20 protein-coding genes and 1 pseudogene are annotated in these 22,689 nt (G+C 71.6%); 13 read left to right on the plus strand and 8 right to left on the minus strand.

What is annotated here, in order from left to right; translation table 11 throughout:
• Positions 1-53: 53 nt before the first annotated feature.
• Positions 54-956: an alpha/beta fold hydrolase gene (locus tag ACYVF7_RS26165; RefSeq protein ID WP_460345857.1), complete on the plus strand. Its 903-nt coding sequence runs from the start codon at positions 54-56 to the stop codon at positions 954-956.
• Between the two features lie 22 nt (positions 957-978).
• Here the strand turns inward: ACYVF7_RS26165 and ACYVF7_RS26170 are convergent, their stop codons facing one another.
• Positions 979-1,251: a hypothetical protein gene (locus ACYVF7_RS26170; RefSeq protein WP_460345860.1), complete on the minus strand. Its 273-nt coding sequence runs from the start codon at positions 1,249-1,251 to the stop codon at positions 979-981.
• A gap of 221 nt (positions 1,252-1,472) precedes the next feature.
• On the opposite strand from ACYVF7_RS26170, the gene ACYVF7_RS26175 reads away from it, so the two are divergent.
• On the plus strand, positions 1,473-1,982 hold the full coding sequence (locus ACYVF7_RS26175; RefSeq protein ID WP_460345863.1) for a lytic polysaccharide monooxygenase auxiliary activity family 9 protein: 510 nt from the start codon (positions 1,473-1,475) through the stop codon (positions 1,980-1,982).
• An 85-nt stretch (positions 1,983-2,067) separates the two neighbouring features.
• On the opposite strand, the gene ACYVF7_RS26180 is transcribed toward ACYVF7_RS26175, so the two are convergent.
• Positions 2,068-3,666 carry a serine/threonine-protein kinase gene (locus ACYVF7_RS26180; protein ID WP_460345866.1) on the minus strand — a complete coding sequence of 533 codons (1,599 nt, stop codon included), beginning with the start codon at positions 3,664-3,666 and terminating at the stop codon, positions 2,068-2,070.
• Positions 3,667-3,844: 178 nt separating this feature from the next.
• On the opposite strand from ACYVF7_RS26180, the gene ACYVF7_RS26185 reads away from it, so the two are divergent.
• The 6 genes from ACYVF7_RS26185 (at position 3,845) to fmdA (ending at position 10,629) form a co-directional block, all read left to right on the plus strand.
• On the plus strand, positions 3,845-5,092 hold the full coding sequence (locus tag ACYVF7_RS26185) for a sensor histidine kinase (RefSeq protein ID WP_460345869.1): 1,248 nt from the start codon (positions 3,845-3,847) through the stop codon (positions 5,090-5,092).
• Positions 5,089-5,766, plus strand: a complete 678-nt coding sequence (locus ACYVF7_RS26190) for a response regulator (RefSeq protein WP_460345872.1) — start codon at positions 5,089-5,091, stop codon at positions 5,764-5,766. Before ACYVF7_RS26185 ends, ACYVF7_RS26190 begins: the two co-directional genes overlap by 4 nt.
• A gap of 263 nt (positions 5,767-6,029) precedes the next feature.
• Complete coding sequence (locus tag ACYVF7_RS26195; RefSeq protein ID WP_460345875.1) at positions 6,030-8,231, plus strand: MMPL family transporter; 2,202 nt, start codon at positions 6,030-6,032, stop codon at positions 8,229-8,231.
• A gap of 131 nt (positions 8,232-8,362) precedes the next feature.
• Positions 8,363-8,641, plus strand: a complete 279-nt coding sequence (locus ACYVF7_RS26200) for an FmdB family zinc ribbon protein (RefSeq protein WP_460345878.1) — start codon at positions 8,363-8,365, stop codon at positions 8,639-8,641.
• A 55-nt stretch (positions 8,642-8,696) separates the two neighbouring features.
• Positions 8,697-9,332, plus strand: coding sequence for an AmiS/UreI family transporter (locus ACYVF7_RS26205; RefSeq protein WP_460345881.1), 636 nt, complete (start codon positions 8,697-8,699; stop codon positions 9,330-9,332).
• 49 nt (positions 9,333-9,381) lie between these two features.
• A complete protein-coding gene (gene fmdA / locus ACYVF7_RS26210) occupies positions 9,382-10,629 on the plus strand; it encodes a formamidase (protein WP_460345884.1) in 1,248 nt (415 codons plus the stop codon).
• 69 nt (positions 10,630-10,698) lie between these two features.
• On the opposite strand, the gene ACYVF7_RS26215 is transcribed toward fmdA, so the two are convergent.
• Positions 10,699-11,970 (minus strand): ROK family transcriptional regulator, encoded by a 1,272-nt coding sequence (locus ACYVF7_RS26215; RefSeq protein ID WP_460345887.1) that lies wholly within the window; start codon positions 11,968-11,970, stop codon positions 10,699-10,701.
• 148 nt (positions 11,971-12,118) lie between these two features.
• Between ACYVF7_RS26215 and ACYVF7_RS26220 the strand changes: the two genes are divergently transcribed.
• On the plus strand, positions 12,119-15,835 hold the full coding sequence (locus ACYVF7_RS26220; protein WP_460345890.1) for an NEW3 domain-containing protein: 3,717 nt from the start codon (positions 12,119-12,121) through the stop codon (positions 15,833-15,835).
• A gap of 56 nt (positions 15,836-15,891) precedes the next feature.
• On the opposite strand, the gene ACYVF7_RS26225 is transcribed toward ACYVF7_RS26220, so the two are convergent.
• On the minus strand, positions 15,892-16,287 hold the full coding sequence (locus ACYVF7_RS26225; RefSeq protein WP_460345893.1) for a phage holin family protein: 396 nt from the start codon (positions 16,285-16,287) through the stop codon (positions 15,892-15,894).
• 128 nt (positions 16,288-16,415) lie between these two features.
• Between ACYVF7_RS26225 and ACYVF7_RS26230 the strand changes: the two genes are divergently transcribed.
• Positions 16,416-16,586, plus strand: coding sequence for a hypothetical protein (locus tag ACYVF7_RS26230; RefSeq protein WP_460345896.1), 171 nt, complete (start codon positions 16,416-16,418; stop codon positions 16,584-16,586).
• 159 nt (positions 16,587-16,745) lie between these two features.
• On the opposite strand, the gene ACYVF7_RS26235 is transcribed toward ACYVF7_RS26230, so the two are convergent.
• Together ACYVF7_RS26235 and ACYVF7_RS26240 are read right to left on the minus strand one after the other, a co-directional pair.
• Complete coding sequence (locus ACYVF7_RS26235) at positions 16,746-17,084, minus strand: hypothetical protein (protein ID WP_460345899.1); 339 nt, start codon at positions 17,082-17,084, stop codon at positions 16,746-16,748.
• A gap of 56 nt (positions 17,085-17,140) precedes the next feature.
• Positions 17,141-18,031, minus strand: coding sequence for an alpha/beta fold hydrolase (locus tag ACYVF7_RS26240; RefSeq protein WP_460345901.1), 891 nt, complete (start codon positions 18,029-18,031; stop codon positions 17,141-17,143).
• A 58-nt stretch (positions 18,032-18,089) separates the two neighbouring features.
• Between ACYVF7_RS26240 and ACYVF7_RS26245 the strand changes: the two genes are divergently transcribed.
• Positions 18,090-18,548: a winged helix-turn-helix transcriptional regulator gene (locus tag ACYVF7_RS26245; RefSeq protein ID WP_460345904.1), complete on the plus strand. Its 459-nt coding sequence runs from the start codon at positions 18,090-18,092 to the stop codon at positions 18,546-18,548.
• A 41-nt stretch (positions 18,549-18,589) separates the two neighbouring features.
• Positions 18,590-19,375: an SAM-dependent methyltransferase gene (locus ACYVF7_RS26250; RefSeq protein WP_460345907.1), complete on the plus strand. Its 786-nt coding sequence runs from the start codon at positions 18,590-18,592 to the stop codon at positions 19,373-19,375.
• A gap of 9 nt (positions 19,376-19,384) precedes the next feature.
• Here ACYVF7_RS26250 and ACYVF7_RS26255 read toward each other — a convergent pair whose 3' ends face one another.
• Both ACYVF7_RS26255 and ACYVF7_RS26260 read right to left on the minus strand, forming a co-directional pair.
• The gene (locus ACYVF7_RS26255; protein WP_460345910.1) at positions 19,385-20,212 is read right to left on the minus strand and encodes an alpha/beta hydrolase family protein; all 828 of its coding nucleotides are present in this window, start codon (positions 20,210-20,212) and stop codon (positions 19,385-19,387) included.
• Positions 20,213-20,223: 11 nt separating this feature from the next.
• Entirely contained in the window at positions 20,224-21,018 is a 795-nt protein-coding gene (locus tag ACYVF7_RS26260; protein ID WP_460345912.1) for a maleylpyruvate isomerase family mycothiol-dependent enzyme, read from the minus strand.
• A gap of 136 nt (positions 21,019-21,154) precedes the next feature.
• On the opposite strand from ACYVF7_RS26260, the pseudogene ACYVF7_RS26265 reads away from it, so the two are divergent.
• A pseudogene (locus tag ACYVF7_RS26265) lies at positions 21,155-22,522 on the plus strand (PucR family transcriptional regulator ligand-binding domain-containing protein); the annotation flags it as partial.
• Positions 22,523-22,689 lie beyond the last annotated feature (167 nt).

Raw genomic sequence — 22,689 nt, forward strand, 5'->3', positions numbered from 1 at the left:
GTCAGAATGTCGAAACAGCCGGCGTGGTTTCGACATCTCCTTGGGAGTGTTCGATGACGGACGTCATGACGGCGGGAGGGTGGATGGGATCGCGCGAACGGCTCATGGACGTCAACGGGGCCGCCCAGTGTCTGCAGAGCTTCGGGGATCAAGGCGCTCCGGCGATGCTGCTCATCGCCGGAGCGGCCCAATCGATGGACTGGTGGGACACGCGCATCTGCGAGGCCCTGGCCGAAGGCGGCCGGTTCGTGGTCCGCTACGACTACCGGGACACCGGGCGCTCGACGAGCTACCCGCCGGGCGCGCCGAAGTACGGCTTCGACGATCTCGTGGACGACGCGCTGGGCCTTTTGGACGGGCTCGGCCTGTCCGCGGCCCACGTCGTCGGTGCGTCGCTGGGAGGCGGGATCGCGCAGCGGCTCGCCCTGGCGCACGCCGACCGGCTGCTGTCGCTGACCCTGCTGTCCACCAGCCCGGGGATCCGCCCGAATGCCCCGTTCCGCGGCAACCTCCCGCCGCCGTCCGGCGACATGATGGCGCGACTCTTCACGGCACGGCAGGAGCCGGCCTGGGCGGACCGGGCCGCGGTGACCGACTGGATCGTGGACGAGCAGATGGCGCTGGCCGGTGCCCACCGCCTGGAGGAGGCGTATCTTCGGCGGCTCCTGGCCAGAGTCCTCGACCGTACCGGCGACATCGCCGCCTGCCTGACCAACCACCGTCACATCGAGCCCGGTGTCGCCTACGGGTTGCGGGTCGGTGACATCGCCCTGCCCACGCTGGTCGTCCACGGGACCGACGATCCGCTGCTGCCGTTCGAACACGCCGTCGCGCTGGCGGGCGAGATCCCCGGCGCGCAGTTGCTTCCGCTGCGGGACGTCGGGCACCAGATGCCGCCGCCCGACACATGGGACACCCTGGTCCCCGCCGTGTTGTCGCACACCGGCGGCTCATGATTCATGAATCGAGCCCGGACGGTCAACGGGTGCCCGCGGCGAGGAGCGCGGCGACCGGTAGCGCGACCTGCCCGTCGCCGGTTGCGTCGACGGCGGTCACCCGGGCGCCGCGGGCGGCCGCGGCCTCGGCCATCACACCCGAGCCGGTGCCGACGTCCAGCAGCCTCGTGCCCTGGGCGACTTCGGCGGTGTCGAGCAACGCCCCGGTCGAGTGCGCAGTCATCCGCGCGAACGCGCGATCGTAGTCCGCCGCGCGTCCGGCCCACAGCCTGCGTTCGTACGCGTCGAAGTCCATTGAGTGATCAGACCACGATCCGGTGCCGGTGTCGCCGGTATTGACAGCGAATCGTCAAGGAGTGAAAATCCCTGTAAATAGTAAACTTTACTATTTGATTACCCGGTCGTGTCATGGAGACCGTCATGGCGGCTCGCGCCCCGCCCCGCGCGCTCAGAGCAACGAACGTCCCCCGCAACGGCCGCTCGAGCGGCCGTCCCCCCACGAGATTCGGAGCTCACATGAAATCCAGACTCGTCGCCGCTGCCGGCGGCGTCGCCCTCACCCCCGCCATCATCGTGGCCCTGGCCGGCGCGGCCAGCGCGCACGGCTACATCAACTCCCCGCCCAGTCGCCAGGCCCAGTGCGCGCAGGGCATCGTGCAGTGCGGCGACATCAAGTACGAGCCGCAGAGCGTCGAGGGCCCCAAGGGCCTGCGCAGCTGCAGCGGCGGCGTCGCCCGGTTCGCCGAGCTTGACAACGACAACCATGGCTGGCGCGCCACGCAGGTGGGCCGGACGGTCACCTTCAACTGGACCTTCACCGCGCGCCACCGCACCACCGACTGGCAGTACTACATCGGCAACACGCGCGTCGGCACGTTCAGCGGCAACAACAGCGTGCCGACGGGCACGGTGTCGCACACCGTCAACCTCGGCAACGTGTCCGGCCGCGTGAAGCTGCTGGCGATCTGGAACATCGCCGACACGGCGAACGCCTTCTACTCCTGCGTCGACCTGCAGGTCTCCTAGGACGCGGAGCCCGGCTCGGGAGCGGAGCCGGCCACGATTCCGTGGGCACGCCCGCTCCCGGGCCGTGGCATGCCGGCGTCGCGGCCTACGACGCCTGGAAGCGGAGGATCACGTACTCGTACTCGCCCGGGCCGGCCAGCTTGAGCTTCTGGTCCTTGTTCTTGTCGATGAAGACCGTGAGGAAGATGTCGTCCCGTCGCTGCTGGAGGGGCGTCGCCTGCTTCTCGATCCACGTCTGGGCGAAGTAGACCTTGTCCTCGGTGGCGGACAGCGCCTGGACCCTGGTCCCGCCGAGATAGTTGTGGCCCTCCTTGTTCAGGTAGAGCGTCCCGCTGCCGTACTCGTAGTCGGCGATTCCCGTGCCCAGCCGGTAGAAGGGCACGTCCTGCACCGATTCGCCGTCGCGCAGCGAGAAGATCGAATCGTCGGTCCAGGCGCACATCTGGACCGCCACGTCGTCCGGCGGCTTGGGGAACCGGAACTCGAAGGGCGCGGGTCGCAGGGTGACCGTCACGACGTCCTTGCCGCCACGCTGCCCGAAGACGGTGGGGCTCGGCCGTCCGTCCTGCCAGAACTCCAGGCCCAGGCGCGGGCTTCGGGTCACCTGGACGCCGGCCGGTGCGCCGCTCGCGCTCGGGGTGGGCGTGGTCGGCCGGCCGCCGCCTCCCCGCCGGTCCGTCCCCGGCCACAGGATGACGGCGGCCGCGATCGCCGCGACGGCGACGACGGCTCCGGCGCCCGCCGCGGCCGCACGCCGGTTCGTGCGCCGGTGGGCGGGCACGGTCGGCCAGCTCCCGGCGGGCCGGTGCGGCGGGGGAACGACGGCGAGGACCGCCTGGCGTCCCTGGTCGAGGGTCTGCTCGATCGGTGCCGTGTCGGGGTTGCCGAGCAGGCGGAGCAGGACCTCCCGCATGGACGGGCGCGCCGCGGGGTTCTTGGACAGGCAGGCGGAGACGAGATCCCGCAGCGGATCCGCGAGGTGCCCGAGGTCCGGCTGTTCGTGGAGCACCCGGTAGCTGATGGCGGCGACGTTGTCCCCGCCGAAGGGAGGGGCGCCGGTCGCCGCGAAGACCATCACACAGCCCCAGGCGAACACGTCGGCGGGCGGCCCGATGTCATGGGCGGCGAACTGCTCGGGCGCCATGTACGTCGGCGTCCCCACCACGCCGCCGGTCGCCTGCGTGCCCGCGTCCAGCGTCCGGGCGATGCCGAAGTCGATGACCCGCGGCCCGTCCGAGCCCAGCAGCACGTTGGCCGGCTTGAAATCGCGGTGGACCACGCCGGCCTCGTGGATGGCGGCCAGCGCCGTGGCCGTCGCCACCGCCAGCCGGTGCAGCGCCGGTCCGGACCGCGGCCCGCCGACCGTCACCGCCTCGCGCAGGGTGGGCCCGTCGACGAACTCGGTCACGATGTACGGCTGCGCGCTCTCGAGGTCGGCGTCCAGGACCTGGGCGACGCAGAAGGGCGCGACGCGCCGGGCCGCCGCGACCTCCTTGGCGAACCGCTCCCTCAGCCGCCGGTCCGCCGCCCACCTCCCGCGCAGGACCTTCACGGCCACCGAGGTGCCGTCGCGCCCCTGCCCGAGGAAGACGATGCCCTGGCCGCCCTCACCGAGCCGGCCCGTCAGCCGGTACGCGCCGAGCGTCTGAGGATCGCCTGGGCGCAAAGACGTGACCTCGGGCATCAGCCCCCCTGATCGACGCGCGACGAGCGGCACTCTATCCGGACGGGTCCGGCGAAACCAGGATGGACGGGCGCAGAGTCCTGCTGTGTGCCAGAAGCCTCCTACTGCGGGCGCAGTACACCCCGGCTACTCCCTGGGGCCAACGGAGGCGCGTCCGGCTGCGGCTACCGTGGGGCGGGTGAGTCCGCTGACCAAGGTCAGGCGTATCGCCGGCTGCCATCCGTTCCTGTCGGACGGGCTGCTGGCGGCGACGGTGTACGCGCTGGCCCTGTGGGTGCCGTCGGGGCCGCATGACATCGGACCCGACCCGTCGACCTGGCAGATCGCGGTGTTCGGCGCGCTGGCCGCCGGCCCGCTGACGGTGCGGTGGCGGTGGCCGACCGCCGCGCTGGCGTTCACGGTGGCCGCGACGGCGTGTTACCTGGCCGTGGACGGCAAGGAGGGCCCGCTCCTGCTCGCGCCGATGATCGCCGTCTACACCGTCGCGCTGCGCGGCGAACGCCGGACGACGGTCATGGCCGCCGCGACGTCGGGGCTCGTCCTGATCATCGCCAAGCTGGTGGGGGTGGCCCGCGATCCCGCGGTGCACGGGATGGTGGTCTTCGACCCCCGGCTCGTGAGCGTCGTCGCCCAGATCGCCCTCGCCACCGCGGTGGGCGACGCGGTGCGCAATCGGCGCGCCTACGTCGCGGCCGTCGAGGAACGCGCGCGCCGCGCGGAGCGGACTCGTGAGGAGGAGGCCGAGCGGCGGGTCATCGAGGAGCGGCTGCGGATCGCCCGCGAGCTCCATGACGTGCTCGCCCACCACGTCGCGCTGATCAACGTGCAGGCCGAGGTCGCGGCGTACGTCATGGAGACCGATCCGGACCAGGCGCGCGAGGCGCTGTCCCACGTCCGCCGCGCGGGTCAGGAGGTGCTGGAGGACCTCGGTGCCACCGTGAGCCTGCTGCGCCGGCCGAACGCGCAGCTCGAGTCGGCCCCGGAGCCCGCTCCCGGGCTCGACCGGCTACCCGGCCTGCTCGAGGCGTTCGCGGCGGGCGGGCTGACGGTCGACCTGCGCGTGGAGGGGGAGCGGCGCGAGCTGCCCGCCACCGTCGACCTGGCCGCCTACCGCATCATCCAGGAGGCGCTGACCAACGTGCACAAGCACGCCGGCGACGCCCCGGCGACGCTGCGCATCGCCTACACGCTCCGGGAGCTCCAAGTCGAGATCATCGACTCCGGGCCCGGCGGGTCGACGCCGGGGGAGGGGACAGGGCACGGCCTGCTCGGCATGCGGGAACGCGCGTACTCCGTCGGCGGCGCCTTCGAGGCGGGTCCCCGGCCGGAGGGCGGCTTCCGCGTCCACGCGGTGCTGCCCTCGGCCGACCATTCGCCCGGGCCTGTGCCGCCCGCCGCCCGGTCGGCCGCGCCGAGGTGCGTATGACGATCCGCGTGGTGCTGGCCGACGACCAGTCCCTGGTCCGGGCGGGTTTCAAGGTGCTCGTGCAGGCCGCGCCCGACCTCGAGGTGGTGGGCGAGGCCGCGAACGGCGACGAGGCGGTCGTGCTCGCCCGCGAGACGCGCCCGGACGTCGTGCTCATGGACATCCGGATGCCCGAGTTCGACGGCCTGGTCGCGACCCGGAAGATCACCGCCGACGAGGCTCTGACCGCCGTACGCGTGCTGGTGCTGACGACCTTCGAGATCGACGAGTACGTCTTCGCGGCGCTGCGCGCCGGCGCAAGCGGATTCGTCGGCAAGGGGGTGCAGGCCGGGGACCTGCACGAGGCCATCCGCACCGTCGCCCGGGGGGACGCGCTGCTGTCCCCGGCGGCGACGCAGGCGCTCATCGCCCGCTTCCTCAGCGGCCCCGGGGACATCGCCGACGGTGCGGCGGAACGCCTGTCGGACCTGACCGAACGCGAACGTGAGGTCGTCGTCATGGTGGCGCGCGGGCTGTCGAACGACCAGATCGCCGAGCGGCTGTGCATCCGGCCGCTGACGGTCAAGACCCACGCGAACCGGGCGATGATGAAGCTCGGGGCGCACGACCGCGCGCAACTGGTCATGATCGCCTACGAGACGGGGCTCGTCCGTCCGGCCGCTCCGCCCCGCTAGCCGCCCGGTCATCCGAGGGATCCCCGCCCGGCCGCGTAACCGTCCGGCCCGCTCCGTCGTGGTAGCCGTCCGGCCGCTTCGGTCACCCGAGTGGTCCCCGGCCGGGCCGGCCGTGTAACCGTACGGCCATCTCGCCGCAGTAGCCGTACCCACCGGCTACTGCGGGCGCGGTATGCCGAAGACCCTTCCCCAGGCGGACGGGAACGCCCACCCCCCGGCACCAGGATGGCACTGGCATTCGATGACAACTGGGGGTTTCTCTCATGTCCGCTCTCGCGCGATGGTGCCACCGCCATCGCCTCGTCGTGGTCCTGTTGTGGCTGGCCGCGCTCGTCGGCCTTGGCGTGCTGTCGCAGACGGCGGGCTCCGCCTACAAGGACGCCTTCTCCCTACCGGGCACCGAGTCCACGAAGGCCCTGCAGCTGCTGCAGAAGTCCCTGCCGGCGCAGTCGGGCGACTCTGCGACCGTCGTGTGGCGCGCGCCCGCGGGCGGCACCGTCCGTGACGACGCCGTACGGCGGAAGATGACCGCCACCCTCACGGCGATCTCCAAGCTGCCCTCCGTGACCTCGGTGACCGGCCCGTACGACGGCCCGCGGGGCGCCCGCCAGATCAGCCAGAACGGCACGACCGCCTACGCCCAGGTCGGCTTCGACAAGCAGGCGGACAAGCTGGCCAAGGCGGACGTGCAGCGTGTGATCGACACCGCCGAGGCCGCCCGGGGCAACGGCCTCCGTGTCGAGCTCGGCGGCAACCCGATCAGCCAGGTCGAGCGGACCCCGCCCGGCAACTCCGAGCTGATCGGGGTGGCGGTCGCCGCGATCGTCCTGCTCCTCGCCTTCGGGTCGCTGTTCGCGATGCTGCTTCCGATCATCACCGCCATCGCCGGTGTCGGGAGCGGCCTGATGGCCGTCGGCCTGCTCACCCACGTTGTCACCATCGGCCAGATCGGGCCCACACTGGGCGCGCTGATCGGGCTCGGCGTCGGGATCGACTACGCGCTGTTCATCGTCACCCGGCACCGTACCGGCCTGAAGAACGGATTGAGCGTCGAGGAGTCGGTGGTCAAGGCCATCGACACGTCCGGCCGCGCGGTCCTGTTCGCCGGGGGCACCGTGGTGATCGCCCTGCTCGGCCTGTTCGTTCTGGGCATGAGCTTCCTCAACGGCATGGCCATCGCCTCGGCGGTCACCGTGGTCTGCACCGTGCTCGCCGCGATCACGCTGCTGCCGGCGCTGCTCGGCCTGCTCAAGACGCGGGTGCTCAGCCGCCGCGAACGCCGCCGTCTCGGGGCCCACGCGGGCGGCGGCGCGGCCCGGCCGGACATGTGGACCCGCTGGGCGGGCGTGGTCGAGCGCCGGCCCCGCACGCTGTCCGCGGTGGCGCTCGTGGTCATCGCGGTGCTGTGCGTGCCGGTGTTCTCGCTGCGCCTCGGCTCCTCCGACGCGGGCAACAACCCGACGTCCACGACCACGCGCCAGGCGTACGACCTGCTGGCCGAGGGCTTCGGCCCGGGCTTCAACGGCCCGCTGCAGCTGATCGCCGAGACGCACGGCGCGGCCGACCAGCAGGCCTTCACCCGCCTGGTCGGCGAGGTGTCCCGAACGCCGGGGGTGGCCGCCGCGGCCCCGATGCCCGCTCAGCCGGGTGCGACGGTCGCCATGGCGCAGGTGATCCCGACGACCTCGCCCCAGTCCGCACAGACCTCCGACCTGATCGGCCGGCTCCGCCACGACGTCGTCCCGGCCGCCGAGCGCGGCACGTCGATGCGGGTGTACGTCGGCGGCTCGACCGCGATCTTCGACGACTTCGCGGACGTGCTGACCGGCAAGCTCCCGCTGTTCCTCGGCGTGATCATCACACTCGGGTTCCTGCTGCTCATGCTCGCCTTCCGCAGCCTGCTCGTGCCGGCCATCGCCGCCGTGATGAACGTGCTGGCCGCCGGCGCGTCCTTCGGCGTGGTCGTCGCCTTCTTCCAGTGGGGATGGGGCTCCGAACCGCTCGGCGTGGGCGCCGCCGGGCCGGTCGAGGCGTTCCTCCCGGTGATCATGCTGTCGATCCTGTTCGGTCTGTCAATGGACTACCAGGTGTTCCTCGTCAGCCGGATGCACGAGGAATGGGTGCACAGCGGCGACAACCGCCGGGCCGTCACCGTGGGCCAGGCCCACACCGGCCGGGTCATCACCGCCGCCGCGACGATCATGATTGCGGTGTTCGTCGCCTTCGTCTTCGGGGGCCAGCGTGTCATCGCCGAGTTCGGCATCGGCCTGAGCGCCGCCGTCGCGCTGGACGCGTTCATCCTGCGGACGATCCTCGTCCCGGCCGCGATGCACCTGTTCGGCCGCGCCAACTGGTGGCTGCCCTCCTGGCTGGAGCGCCGTCTCCCGCATCTGTCGGTCGATCCGCCGGATGAGCGGCCGATCGAGGACACCTCCGGCACCCCGCTGGAGCCGGCCGCTCGCTGAGGCCCATGGCGGGGCGGTCGGCGACGACCGCCCCGCTTTTCCCATCACAGGGTTAAAAGACGGTCATTTGACTGAACCGGGACGTTTCACCGGGAATGGCCTTGCATTGAAGGCGTCCACGGGAGGTGGTCATGGCGATTTACGAGTACGTCTGCCGTGGCTGTGGCGCCTTCGAGGTACGGCTGGCGCTGGGCACCGCGCCCGCGACTCACGCCTGCCCGAGATGCGGGCGCGGCGGACGGCGCGTGTTCTCACCACCGGCGCTGGCGCACACGTCCCCGACCGTACGAGCGAGCCGGGAGCGTGAAGAACAGAGCCGGGAGGCGCCGGAGGTCGTGTCGGAGGTGCCGCCGAGCCGGCGCGCGCCCCGGCGGCCGCACCCGGCGCTCGCCCGCCTGCCGCGGCCGTGAGCGCGGCCGCCGCCACGCGTGCCGCGCGAACGACGGCGGCCGAGGGGTGGACCAGATGGCGAACGTGGGACTTCTTTACGTCGGAGCGGTGCTCTTCATCAACGGGATGATGCTGCTCAAGAAGGTCGACGCCAAGGCCGCGGCGGTGTTCAACCTGTTCGTCGGCACGATGCAGGTGGTCTTCCCGACCGTTCTGATCGCCACGGCGGGACGGGACACCCAGACGATCCTGGCGGCGTCCGGGCTGTACCTGTTCGGGTTCACCTACCTGTACGTCGGGATCGGACTGCTGGCCGGGCTCGACACCACCGGCGTCGGATACTTCTCGCTGTTCGTGGCCGTGATGGCTCTCGGCTACGCCTACGTGAACTTCCGCGTCCTGCGGAACACGCCGTTCGGGGTCATCTGGCTGTACTGGTCGTTCCTGTGGTTCCTGTTCTTCGTCCTGCTGGGGCTGAAGGTCGAGGGGATCACCACCTACACGGGCTGGGTGACGGCGATCGAAGGCTGGGTCACCGGGGCCATTCCGGCGTTCCTGCTGCTGTCCGGCTACTGGGGCGGGCCAGGAGAGACGGCGATCGCGCTGGCGGTGTTCGCCGTCGTGGTCTTCGGCGCCCTGTGGGTCATGGTCGGCCCGGGGCACCGTCCCCGCCCGCGGCCCGGCGGCGTGGCGGCACCGGGACGTACCTGACGCATCGCCTCCCGATTCGAGATCGTGAATTCGGCAGGGGAGAGAGACCATGCCAGACGTCGTATTCCACGTTGACCAGTCACGGTCAATGCGTGATCAGAAGATACCCGGCCACAACAGGTGGCATCCGGCCGTCCCGCCCGCGGACTCCGTCCGGCCGGGCGATGAGTTTCGGATGGAATGCCGGGAGTGGACCGACTGCCAGATAGGCAACAACAACTCCGCCAACGACGTACGGGACGTCGATCTGAAACTGGCCCACATGCTGAGCGGCCCGATCCGGATCGAAGGGGCCGAGCCCGGCGATCTGCTGATCGTCGACATCCTCGACCTCGGGCCCGTTCCACAGCACGTCGGGGACGCGGCCGGCGAGGGCTGGGGTTACACCGGCGTGTTCGCCAAGTCCAACGGCGGATCGTTCCTGACCGACTACTACCCGGACGCCGTCAAGGCGATCTGGGACTTCCACGGCCAGCAGGTCACCTCACGGCACCTGCCCGGCGTACGGTACACCGGCATCACCCACCCGGGGCTGTTCGGCACCGCGCCGTCGCAGGAACTGCTAGAGCGGTGGAACCGGCGGGAGCAGGCCCTGATCGACACCAATCCCGACCGGGTGCCGCCCCTGGCGCTGGCGCCGGAGCCGGAAGGCGCCCTCGCCGGCCACGCCCACGGCGGCGACGCCGAACGGGTCGCCCGCGAGGGCGCCCGTACGGTGCCGGCCCGCGAGCACGGCGGCAACCAGGACATCAAGAACTTCAGCCGCGGATCCCGCGTGTTCGTGCCCGTCTTCGTCGACGGCGCGAACCTCTCCGCCGGCGACCTGCACTTCAGCCAGGGCGACGGAGAGATCACCTTCTGCGGCGCCATCGAGATGGGAGGCTTCATCGACTTCCACGTCGACCTGATCAAGGGCGGCATGGAGAAGTACGGAATCAAGAACAACCCGGTCTTCATGCCGGGCAACGTCGAACCCAGGTACTCGGAGTTCATGAGCTTCGTCGGCATCTCCGTCGATCCCGACGACGACACGAACCTCTACATGGACGCGACGCTGGCCTACAAGTGCGCCTGCCTCAACGCCATCGAGTACCTCAAGAAGTGGGGTTACAGCGGCGAGCAGGCGTACCTGATCCTCGGGTCCGCGCCGGTCGAAGGGCGCATCAGCGGGATCGTCGACATCCCGAACGCGTGCTGCACGCTGTACCTGCCGACGGCGATCTTCGACTTCGACATCCGTCCCACCGGGGACGGTCCGCGAAGCGCCGACCGCGGGAGGTGCGCCGTCACCTCCTGACCGCGCGTCGTCCTGAACGCGATCGTGGCGCCGGAGCCGGAGGTCTCCGGCGCCACGCCATGCCCGGCGTCAGCGGCCGGCGCCGAGCGCGGCGGGGGACAGGTAGCGCCGCTCGACGTCGTCCAGGGCGCTTCGGACCCCGCCGACGGCGACGGCGGTGTCGCCGAGTGCGGACAGCGCGAGCCGGGGCCGTACGAGGGCGCGGCGGCGGAGATGCCGCTCGACGACGGTCAGCAGCCGCTCGCCGGCGCGGGACACGCCTCCGCCGATCACGATGAGCTCCGGGTCGATGAGCAGGCAGGCGGCGGCGAGGCCGCGGGCGAAGCGGGCGGCGATCTGGTCGATGATCGACTCGGCGAGCGCGCTGCCGGCCGACGCGGCGTCGAACAGCGCGGCCGCGTCGTCGTGCGGCCTGGCCCGCAGCATCACCTCCGTCAGCCGGGCGTCGCCCCGGCTCTCCGCCTCCGCGAGCGCGAGTTCGATGATGGCTGAGGCGCCGACCTGGCGTTCGAACGGTCCCATCGTGTCGCGCGTGATGACGCCGTCGGATCCCGGGTGCTCGGCGAGGTCGAGGAAGCCGATCTCGCCGGCCGCCGCGTTCGCCCCCTGGATCAGCCGGCCGTCGATCATGATGCCCGCGCCCACGCGGGCGCCCCACTGCACGAACACGAGGTTCTCCGTCGCCGTCGCGGTCCCGCGCCAGCGCTCGGCCAGGACGGCGAGGTTGACGTCGTTGTGGACGGCGATCGGGCAGGCGAGCAGCGTGCGGAGCTCGGCGGCGACGGGGAGGGAGGCCCAGCCGGGGATGCTCGGAGCCAGCGTGACCGTTCCCGTCCCGGGGTCGACGAGTCCCGGGCTGCCGATCGCGGCGGACAGGACCTTGTCGGCCGGAACGCCGGCCTCGGCCAGGACGTCGGTGGCGATGCCCAGGAGAGCCCGGAGGACTTCCTCGCCGCCGCGGAGCCGGTGGGTGTCGTGGCGCCGCTCGGCGATCACGTTGCCGTCCAGGTCGGCGACCATGGCGAGGATCTTGTGCGGTCCGACGTCGGCGCCGAGGACGTGGCCCGCGCCGGACCGGAACCGGACGACGGCGGCGGGGCGGCCGATCCTGCCCTCGCGGCCGGCCCCGGATTCCTCGCCCTGATCGGCGTCCTCCGCCCAGCCTTCGGCGCGCAGTGCGTCGATGGCCCGGGTCACGGCGGGCCGGGACAGGCCGGTGGCCGTGACCAGGTCCGCGACGCGCTGGGGTCCGCCCGCGCGCAGTGCGTCGAGCACCGTCACGACGTTGATCCGCCGCAGCACGTGCGGTCCTGTGCCGACCGGCACCGACTCGCTCGTCAAAAGATCACCTCTTGACCGATGCTCCCGTGAACGTTTTAGTTACGAACGATACGTTACTAAACCTTCGCCGAGCCGTCCGGTACCTGGAGAACACCGGCGTTTCCCCCTCCGTCGTTCCGCGTCTTCCGCCCCAGAAGGCAGGTTCGCCATGCGATCGTTCCTCCGCCGTGCCCTAGCGCTCGCCGTGCCCCCGGCGCTGGCGCTGGGCCTCATCACTCCCGGATGGGCCGCGGCCCCCGGGCCCGCCCGCTCCCGGCCGGGGTCGCCCGCACTCGTCCAGGCGACGACCGGCGCCTCCGGTTACGGAAATCCCTACAACGACTACCGGCGCTCCCCGTACGGGGTGATGCAGACCCCGCAGGAGCAGCAGTCCCTGCCGCCGGTCAAGGACGACCCGAACGAGCCGTTCGACTGGTACCGCTACCCCCGCGCCGCCATCGGCGTGTACGGCGGACCGGAACGGTCCATCATCACCCCCGAGGGCTACCTGCAGAACGAGTACGGAGCGCTCACGTTCGCGACCGGAGACGCCCGGACCCCCGTGAACCAGCGGGTCAAGACCTGGGTGGACGGCTACCTGCCGATCATGTCGGAGCAGTTCGACTCCGGCGGCGTCCAGCACGCGATCCGGTTCTTCGCCGCCAAGGTGCCGGGCGTCGCCAAGCTTCCCTTCACCCAGCCGTACGGCCTGCCGGCGAAGAAGGTGACGGCGGACGTCGACAACATGGTGAACTTCGTCAAGGTCAGTCTCACCAACCCGGGCTCGTCGCCGGTTACGCACCGGTTCTCGGCCACCCTCGACGTCACCAAGGGCATCGGCCCCCTGAACGGCAACACCGGTCCTAGCAAGCCCGCCTCCCCGGGCTGGGACGACGACCACCGCGTCTACGGAGGCGACGGGAAGCTCCTCCTGGTCTCCGGGCAGGCGCCGAGCGGTGTCGACGGCGCCACCCAGGACTACGACGTCACGCTCCAACCCCACCAGACCCGGACGCTCACCTTCGCGATGCCGTACTTCGTCGGGCAGGACTCCGACGCCGCGCCGATCAAGGGCGCGGACTACGACCGGTACGAGCAGGACACCGCGCAGTTCTGGCACCGGACCCTCGACCAGGCCGGAACGGTCCTGCAGGTCCCCGGCAGCGGCGTCGAGACCAAGGTGTTCGACGCCTACAAGGCCAACCTGGCGTTCTCCCTGATCCTGATGAACGTCATCGACGGCCGGTACTACTGGAACGCCAACCCGACCGTCTACGCCCACTACTGGTTGCGCGACACGGCCTTCGACATCGACGGCATCCTGAACGCCGGGTTCACCGACGTCGCCAAGCAGGTCACGCTCGAGATGCTCGACTGGCAGTCCGACTCGGGCCAGTTCATCTCCCAGTCGGGGCAGTACGACGGCAACGGGGAGGCCCTGTGGGCCTTCGCCAACTACTACGAACGCACCCATGACACCGAGTTCGCCCGCCAGGTCTGGCCTGCTGTCCAGCGGGCGATGGACTGGGAGTGGCAGGTCCGCCGGCAGTACTGGCAGTCCGACGACGGCCTGTTCCCCGCCTCCACGATGAAGGACGACGAAGGCGTACGCGGGCACGTCCTCACGTACGACCTGTGGAACATCGCCGGCGAGGAGGGCGCCGCGAAGATCGCCGAGGCGGTCGGCGACAGCGCGACCGCCACGACGTGGAAACAGCGCCGCACGCAGTACATCGGCATCCTGCGGTCCAAGCTCGCCCCGCAGGTGAAGAAGCTGGGCGTCATCCCGCCGACGACCGAGGGCATGGCGGCGCCGGGCGTCCGCGACGGCTGGTACGGCGGCGTGTACGGGATCGACTGGGGCAACCTCGAGTCTGTCTGGCCCGCGAACGCCTTCCGTCCGAACGACCCGTGGATCACCAAGAGCCTGGCCACCTGGCGCGGCAAGACGTTCGAGGGGATCTTCGGCTACCCCTCCGGCGGTGTCGAGAGCACCCTGCACTCCTACACGCCGATGTCGCTGTCGATCACGGACATCCTCCGCGGCGACCAGAACGCGGCGCTGTCGTCGCTGTACTCCCTGCTGACGCACACGTCGGCCGCGCACATGGCCTCGGAGGGCATGGCCTCGGCCCAGCGCTGGGGATGGTCGTCCACCGATCAGACCCAGCCGCACGCCGAGTTCGCCGGCAAGTACCTGACGTTCCTGCGCGACATGCTCGCCTATGAGGCGTCGGACGGATCCCTGCACCTGGCCAACGTCTGGTCGCCGCAGTGGAGCAAACCCGGCCAGACCGTGGGCTTCAGCGGAAACACCGACTTCGGGCCGATGTCCTACACCGCCGCCGTCGACGGGAAGGGCGCCACGATGCGCCTCACGCCGCCGACCCGCGGCACCCCGGACGACCTCGTGATCTCGGCGCCGGCCGGGACCGTCCTCACCTCGGCGACCGTGGACGGCCGCCACGCCGGCCGGATCTCCGGGAACCAGGTCACCCTGACGTCGCCACGGAAGGCGACCGTGGTCCGGCTGAACTGGACGAGGACACGGTCCGTGCCCCAGCTCGGCGTCGGCCGAGCGGTCGCCGACTACGAGGCGAACTACCAGCGGATGACGTCGCCGACCGACGCCTCGGTCACCGCAGTCAAGGCCGACCACCGCGCCATCGAGGCGGGCGCGCCGCTGACGGTCACCGGGACGGTCACCAACGACGGGGGAGCCGGCTACCTCGCCGACCCCCGCGTCGTGCTCTACGTGAACGGCCAGGCGACCCAGACCGACACGACGACGTTCGCCCGGGGGATCGGGTTCACCACTCCCGCGCGGATCGTCTCGTTCGGCCACCACGACGAGGGCACCGTGTCCGCGGTGTTCTCCCCGCAGCTGTGCGCTCCGGGCCACTACACGATCGGCGTCGGGCTCGGCTCGGCCGCGCCCACCCACACCGTGGAGGTCGACGTCCGAGCCCCGTCGAAGGCCACGCCGCCGACGGCGACGCTCGACCTGTCGTCCGGCTCGCCGTACGTCGACGGCGGCGGGAAGGCCACCGTCACCGGCAAGGTGACCAACACCGGCTGCCTCGCGGTGACCGGAACGAAGGTGACCCTCGCCGCGCCGGACGGCTGGACGGCGACGCCGCAGGACCCGGCCGAGCTCGGCACCATCGAGCCGGGCGCCTCGGCGACCGCGTCCTGGACGCTCACCCCGCCCGCGACGCTTCCGGACCCCGACACGACCGTGAACGTCGGCGCCTCGGCGACCTTCGCGGACGCCCCCGGCGGCACCGGGAAGGCGGACGGCTCGACGACCTTCACCGCCTTCGCGGCGCCGTCGGCCGACTATCGCACCGTCGCGGGCACCGCCACCCACGTCGGGCAGCTCGGCGACCGGTTCGCGGTCTTCGCCGACGGTAAGGACCAGTGGGGGCGCACCGACCAGTTCGGCGCCCTCTACCGCAAGGGCGCGGGCAAGGAGGCCATGACGGTGACCACCAAGGTCACGCGGCAGGACCCGACGGGCGTCTGGGCCAAGGCCGGCATCGTCGTCCGCAACGACCTGTCCGCCAAGAGCCCCGGCTACGTGATCTTGGCGGCCACGCCCGCGAACGGTGTCGTCATGCAATGGGACGCCAACGGGGACGGTTACCTGGACACCACCCTGAACACCGGGTTCTCCGGTTACCCCGTGCAGCTCAAGCTCGTACGGTCCGGCGCGACCTTCACCGGGTCCTTCAGCCTCGACGGCAAGACCTGGCAGCAGGTCGCCACCGCCCAGGTGCCGAGCGCGGCGGCCACCCAGGACGTCGGCCTCTCGGCCGCGGCCGTCACCGGGGACGCCTCGGGCAAGATCTCCGGCGCGGAGTTCACCGGCTTCGGCATCGAGTAGAGCCGGTGCGGGCGCCCGTCCCTCCCGCGATCCGGGAGGCGCGGGCGCCCGTCCTGCTAGGGAAGCGCCCGGTCCACGATGTCGAGGGCGTCTTCCTTGATCCTCGCGGTGGACTCCTTCGACACCAGCGGGAACGCCCTCTGCAGTTCGCGTCGCCCGGCCATCGCCATTGCACTCCCGGCGGAGATCAACCCGCCGCCGACGGCGATGGCGGCGGCCCACGGCGGAAGCCTCCGGGACAGCGCGGCGACCGTGCCGGCCACGACCGCGCCCGTTCCGTACGTCATGAGCGCGCCGGCGCCGCCGAGCAGCACCATGCCGCTCCGCGCCTTCGCCGCGCTGTCGACCATCTCCTGCCGGACTATCTCCAGCTCATCGCGGACCAGGCGTACGGTCTGCTCCGTCACGTCCTCGAGCACTTCGGTCACCGACTCGCCTTCGTCCCTAGCCATCGCCCGTCTCCCTCGCGTCTTTACCCGAGCGCTACCCGGTGCCGGGCCGGAGTAACGCGCCCGCGCTCGTGCCGCCGTCGCCTGGCGGGTATGGCTCTGAACAGGGACTCCGGGAAGGAGGCTGTGACATGACGCTGTTCTTGGCCCTCATCATCGTGGCGATCGGGCTCGGCATCGCCGGAGTCGCGGTGAAAGGCCTGTTCTTCCTATTGATCATCGGCATTCTGGTCTTTCTGGCCAACCTGGTGCTCGGCGGAATCCGGATCGGCCGCCGTCGCGGCCCCCGCGCCGCACGCTGACCCGGTTCCGGTGGTCCTGGTCCTGATCCGTGCGTCCCACGTGCTCTCCGGCGACGACCGGACCGGCCGGCGCGGCGGCCACCGCTCGATCGTCGAGCAGCCGCCGGGCCCATGCGGCGACGGCCGGGGCGTCCGGCCGCGCCGCCGGATCCTTGGCGGTCAGCGCCCGCACCAGCTCCCGTACGGACCCGGGCACCGTGCCGGGCAGCGGCGGGACGGGCCGGTCGCGGTGGGCGATCGCGACCGCGAGCACGTCGTCGCCCTGGAACGGCGGCCGCCCGGTCCGGCGAGGCGCGGGTGGGACAGGCCGACCAAGTGACGGCCTTCCAACCGCAGCCTCTCCCGGTACTCCTCGTTGTCGGCGTGCTCAGGCCGCAGCAGCTTGACGGCCACGGGGCGATCGAGCACGGTGTCGTCGGCCCGCCAGACCTCGCCCACGCCACCGGCCGCCAGCCGCTCCCGCAGCCGATAACGCTCCCCGACCACTCTGGTCCCCACGGTAGGCATGGGTCTGCGTCTACCCGCCAGGTGCCGGACCACACCGCCGTCTCAGGTCAGGTGCGGTTTTGGTCCGCGGCGAAGAAGAACGTGAGTAGTGGTAGCAGGGCGTGCGGGCGGTCCAGCGGGACGATGTGGCCGCAGTCCTCGATGAGTTGGCCGGTGAGGTCGTCGGCGATGGGGCGCAGTTGCCGTTCGAGGGCGTTTCCCACGGGCTGCGCGCCGATGGCCATCGTGGGCACGGTGAGGCGGTGAGAGCCGACGGCGTCTTGGATCTGTCGTGCGCTGGTGGGCGCGGCTCGGTAGTAGGAGAAGGCGCAGCGCAGGGCGTCGCGTCCAGTGTAGGCGCTGACGAATGCGTCTCGGATCTCGCGCGGCACACCGCGACCGCGGGTGCCGGTGCTGAGAAACCAGTCGATGTAATCCGTCTCGTGCCCGGTCAAGACCGTCTCGGCGAGGTCGGGAATCGAGTGGAAGCCGAACCACCACGGCGGACCATTCACAAGGAACTCGTCGGCGCCGGGCAATCGGCCCAGCAACGACTCCATGAGGACGAGCCGCCGTACGCGGGCAGGGCGTCGCATGGCGAACAGGAATGCGGGAGGGGCACCAGCGTCGATACCGACCACCGCCGCCGATGGTTCTCCCAGAGCGGTGAGGAGTTCTTCGGCGTCGGTCGCGAGGGTACCGGCGTCGTAGCCGCCCGCCGCTTTCGTGGTGGCGCCGAGTCCTCGCATGTCCGGGGCGATGACGCGATGGTTCCGGGCGAGGCCGGCGATGACCTCGGTCCACAGTCGCCAGGTGTGCGGAAAGCCGTGAAGGAGTAGGACGGCGGGTCCGTTCCCGGCGATCGCCACGTTGATCTCGATGCCGTTGGCCGCGATTCGCTGTAGGGAGATCTCGGCCGTGGAGTGGCCGGGGGTGGGCGTCGGGGCTGTGCCGGGCATGCTGTCTCCCTCGAATGGTGGTTACCAATGGTGACAAGGAGACGTTAGGTAACCTTCGATGTGTGGCCAAGACCGCACTTTCGCGACAGGTGGTGAGCTGCTGGTGACCGCCCCTCCAGCCCGTACGGCGAAGGGAACGCGGGGCGACCTGTTCGACCCCGAGTGCCCGACCCGTCGATTGCTCGATCGCATCGGCACCAAATGGGTGTCCATGGCCGTCAAGGTCCTCGCGGAGGCGGCCCCGCATGAAGTGCGCTTCGCCGAGCTTCGGCGGCGGATGCCGGGCGTCTCGCAGAAGATGCTTTCGGTGACCTTGCAGAGCCTGACCCGCGACGGCCTGGTGGCTCGCCGGGTGGAGCCGACCGTTCCGCCGCGTGTGCACTACCGGCTTACGGACCTCGGCTTGTCACTCGACGTCGCGCTCGCCACTGTCCGGGCCTGGGCCGAGGAGCACATGGCCGAGATCGACCGCGCCCAGGCCGACGGTGCCGACGAACAGTCGGGCCCGGTTTCGTGAAAATGATCATGGCACATGCGGATTCGGGTGATCATGGAGGGGTGAGCGAAGGCAGCGGCATCGACGTGTCCACTCCGAGCACCGCGCGGATCTACGACTTCCTTCTCGACGGCAAGGACAATTTCGCGGCGGATCGGGAGGCGGCGGCGCGGCTGCTGGAGGCGACGCCGGGCGCCAAGGCCATGGCGCAGGGGAACCGCCGCTTCATGGTCCGGGCGGTTCGCCTGCTGGCGGAGGCGGGTGTCCGGCAGTTCATCGACCTCGGCACCGGCATCCCCACCTCGCCCAACGTGCACGAGGTGGCACGGCGGACCCACCCGGACGCCCGTGTGGTGTACGTCGACCACGACCCGATCGTGATGGCGCACAACCGGGCGCTGCGGGCCCGGCCCGAGGGCGTCGTCGCGATCGGGGGAGACATCCGCCGCCCGCAGGAGATCCTGGACCACCCAGACGTGCGCGGTCTCATCGACTTCGACCGGCCGGTCGGCGTGCTGTGCCTGGCGGTCCTGCACTTCGTCTCCGACGCGGAGGACCCGGACGGCGTCCTCGCGGCGCTGCGCGCCCGGATGGCACCCGGCAGCCACCTGGTCATGAGCACGACCTCTTCGGAGGGGTTCTCGGAAGACGAAGTCGAAGAGATCACGGCCAGCTACACCGGGGTGACGTCCGGGCTCACTCTGCGCTCCCGGGCGCGGATCGAGCGCTTCTTCGACGGCCTGGAACTCCTGGAGCCCGGTGTGGTCGACATCTTCAAATGGCGGGCCGACGAGCCGCTCGTCGAAGGCGGGAAGCTGCTCGCCGGCGTCGCCCGCAAGAACGCCTGAGCGCCACTGTCACCCGGCGCCCAGGAGGCGGGACAGCGCGCCGAGCACGGCCGGCCAGGCGTCCGTGAGCGGGTCGATCACCGCGAAGTGGCCGACGCCGGGCAGCTCGGTGAGGGTGCAGTCGTCTCCCGCCGCGCCGGCCGCCCGCGCGTACGCCCGCGACTGCTCGACCGGGACACTGTCGTCCGCCGAGCCGTGGACCAGCACGGACGGGATCGAGGAGGGCAGCAGCGCCGACGGGTCGGCGAGCGCGGTCCGCTCGGGCAGACCGGCCGCGGGGCCGCCGAGCAGTTCGTCGGCGGCGCCGTCGCTCAGGGCCAGCTCCGACGCCACGGCGAGGGCCGCCACCGGAGCCAGCGCGACGACGCCGCGCACGCCCGGCGGCTCGGGCAGGTGCCAGGGGGCCGACGTGGGCAGCCGAGCGCGGGAGGCGGCCCACAGCGCGAGGTGCCCTCCCGCGGAATGGCCGAGCAGCACGACGTCGCCGATCCCGCCCGGGACGGCCTCGTCGGCGAGCGCCGGCACGGTGTCGACGGCGCGGGCGACGTCGTCGAAGGTGCCCGGCCAGCCGCCGCCGTCCTGACCGACGCGGCGGTACTCGATCGCGGCCGTGGCGAAGCCGCGGGAGGCCAGGTCGTCGGCCATCGGGCCGGTGTGCGCCCGATCGAAGCGGGAACGCCAGAAACCGCCGTGCACGATGATCACGAGCGGCCTCGTCGCCGGGCGATCTCCCCGGGGGAACCGCAGGTCGGCAACCTGGTCCGGCAGGCGCCCGTAGGCCACCGTCGCGTCCGGATCGGGCGCCGGACGGGTCAGAACGTCGGAGGACGGCGGCACGGGATGCCCTCTCAGAAGCCCGGGAACACTCGGCGCAGATCGTCGAGCGTGATCGCGTCCGAGGTGAGGGTGACCGAGTCCGGGGTGTGCGCGGGCGCGTGCCGGCCGGTGACGAGGCGCAGCCACCACTCCGCCGGAGCGGTGAGGACCCCGTCGGGCTGGGCGGGGGACTCCACGAGCGTCACCGCGTCGCGTACGGCGAGGCCGAACTCTCGCTCCGGGGCGGTCGTCCGTACCGCGAAGGTCACCTGGCGGCCCCCGAGGGCATCGGCCCTGCCGAGGAAGCCGATCAGCATGCCGGCGTGGTCGACCAGCAGGTCGGTGCCCTCCGGCGACAGGGCCGCCGCCGGGTCGAACGCGACCTCGACGTCCCAGGTGTGATGGGTGAACTCGGCGAGACGCAGCTGGGTAACGGTGGCGACGTCCACTGGGGCGGGCAGGAACCCCATGTCGACGCGCAGCCCTTCCCGGGTCGGAGCGTCGAGCTCCTCGAACCGGGTGACCAGCACGTCGTTCGAGCGCACGAACGCCTCGGCGCGTTCGGCGGGCGACATGGCGTCCCACCGCGCCCAGACGGTCTGGTTGAACTCCCCGCCGGGATGGCCCTTGCCGCTCAGCGCGCCGTCGAGCACGGCGAGGGAGATCTCCGCGCCGCTGCCCAGGTGGCTCAGCACCTGGGAGACGTCCCACTCGGACGCCCCCGACGGGCGGGTGAGATCGGCCTCGCCGAACCCGCGCACGCGGGCGGCCAGCAGGTCGTGGCCGGTGCGCAGCGCCTTGATGTTCCGGTCGGCCCGCTCTGTCATGCTCGGTCTCCCAATGGCGTCGTGATCGTACGGAGCATCGCGGAAGCCATCATGTCACCAAGCTCTTCCCGCCTCCGACGCAGAACCCCGGCGCGAGATCTCCGGCCGGGTGGGCGATACCGCGTAGCATCGGCACATGAACGCGCGCCGGGACGTCGAGCACGTTCGTCCCGAGTCGCGGCAGGTCGGCCGCGATGGCGACGTGCGCAGGACGAACGCCACGGCTTGGGACGGCCGGCCCCCGGAGGCCGATCCATCGGAGACGGCGGACGCCCGGCTCACGGTCCGCGACATCCTGCGGCTGGACCTGGTCGCGACGTGGGGGCCGGAGGTCGTGGCGGGTGCGGCACACCTCGACCGGCCGGTCCGCTGGCTGCACGTCGCCGAGGCCGCCGACGTCGCCGTGATGCTCACCGGCGGGGAGATGGTGCTGACCACCGGGCTGCTGCTGGCCGGCGACGAGCGGCTCCAGACGGACTACATCGAGTCGATGCGCCGCGCCGACGTCGCCGCCGTCGTGCTCGGCCTCGGCCGGGCGTTCCGGACCACGCCGGAGGCCATGCGCCGGGCGGCCGAGCGCTGCGGGGTGCCGCTGATCATCCTGCACCGGCCGGCGCCGTTCGTCCGGCTGACGGAGGAGGTCCACTCGCGCCTGCTTCACGGCCGGTTCGCCACGCTGGACCTGTCCGACCGGATCCGGTCCTCGCTCACCGCCCTGAACCTCTCCGGGGCGACGCTGCAACAGCTGCTCGACGAGATCGCCTGCTACGGCGGCTGTCCGGTCGTGCTGGTCAACCTCGCGCAGCGGGTCCTCGCCTCGGCCGGCGACAAGGCCTCGCTCAGCGAACTGCTCCGCGACTGGGACCGCGTGTCCCGGCAGGTCGCCGAGCTCGCCGGCAGCGGACCGGTCACCGTCGAACCCGACGGTTGGATCGTGGTCTCCCTGGAGGCCCGCGGTCGGCAGTGGGGCCGGCTCGTGTTCTTCGGCTACGCCGGCTCGGATGAGTTCGGCCTCGTGCTGGGTACGCGGGCGGCCGAGGCTCTGGCCATGCACCGCCTGCTCGGCGACCGCGACCACGGCTGGGAGGCGCAGGCGGCTGAGGCGCTGCTGCTGGACCTGGCCTCCGGATCGGCCCGGCCCGAGCAGCTGTTCACTCGCGTACGGGCCGCCGGCCTGCCGGTGAACCGCCGGACGTTCGTCCCTCTGGTGGTCCGTCTCCTCGACGACGGGCCCGGCGACACGGAGCCCGACGGCGTCCCGGAGCTGATCGAGCGGGCCGTGTCGGAGGTTCCCGAGGTGGCCGGGCTCGTCGCGCGGATCGGCGAGGAGGGCACGGCCGCCCTGCTGAGCATCCCGTACGGCGAGGACTCCGACGCCGCCGTGTGCCGTGTCGCGGTGCGCGTCCGGGAGTCCCTGAACGCCCGCGGCCGGGGTGCCGTGCTCGGCGTCGGCTTCGCCTGCTCGATGCTGGACGAGGTGCGCCGCTCCTTCGTCGAGGCGGTCCACGTCGCCGACGCGGCCATGGCCGCACCGCCGGCCCGGTGGCACGGCTGGGCGACGTACGCCTGCGCGGGCTGGTACGCCTGCTGCGGGACGATCCGGAGCTCCAGGCCTTCATCGAACGCGAACTCGGCCCGCTGCTGCGCGACCCGTCCCTGCTCGGCGTGCTG

The sequence above is a fragment of the Actinoallomurus acanthiterrae genome (assembly GCF_054775715.1).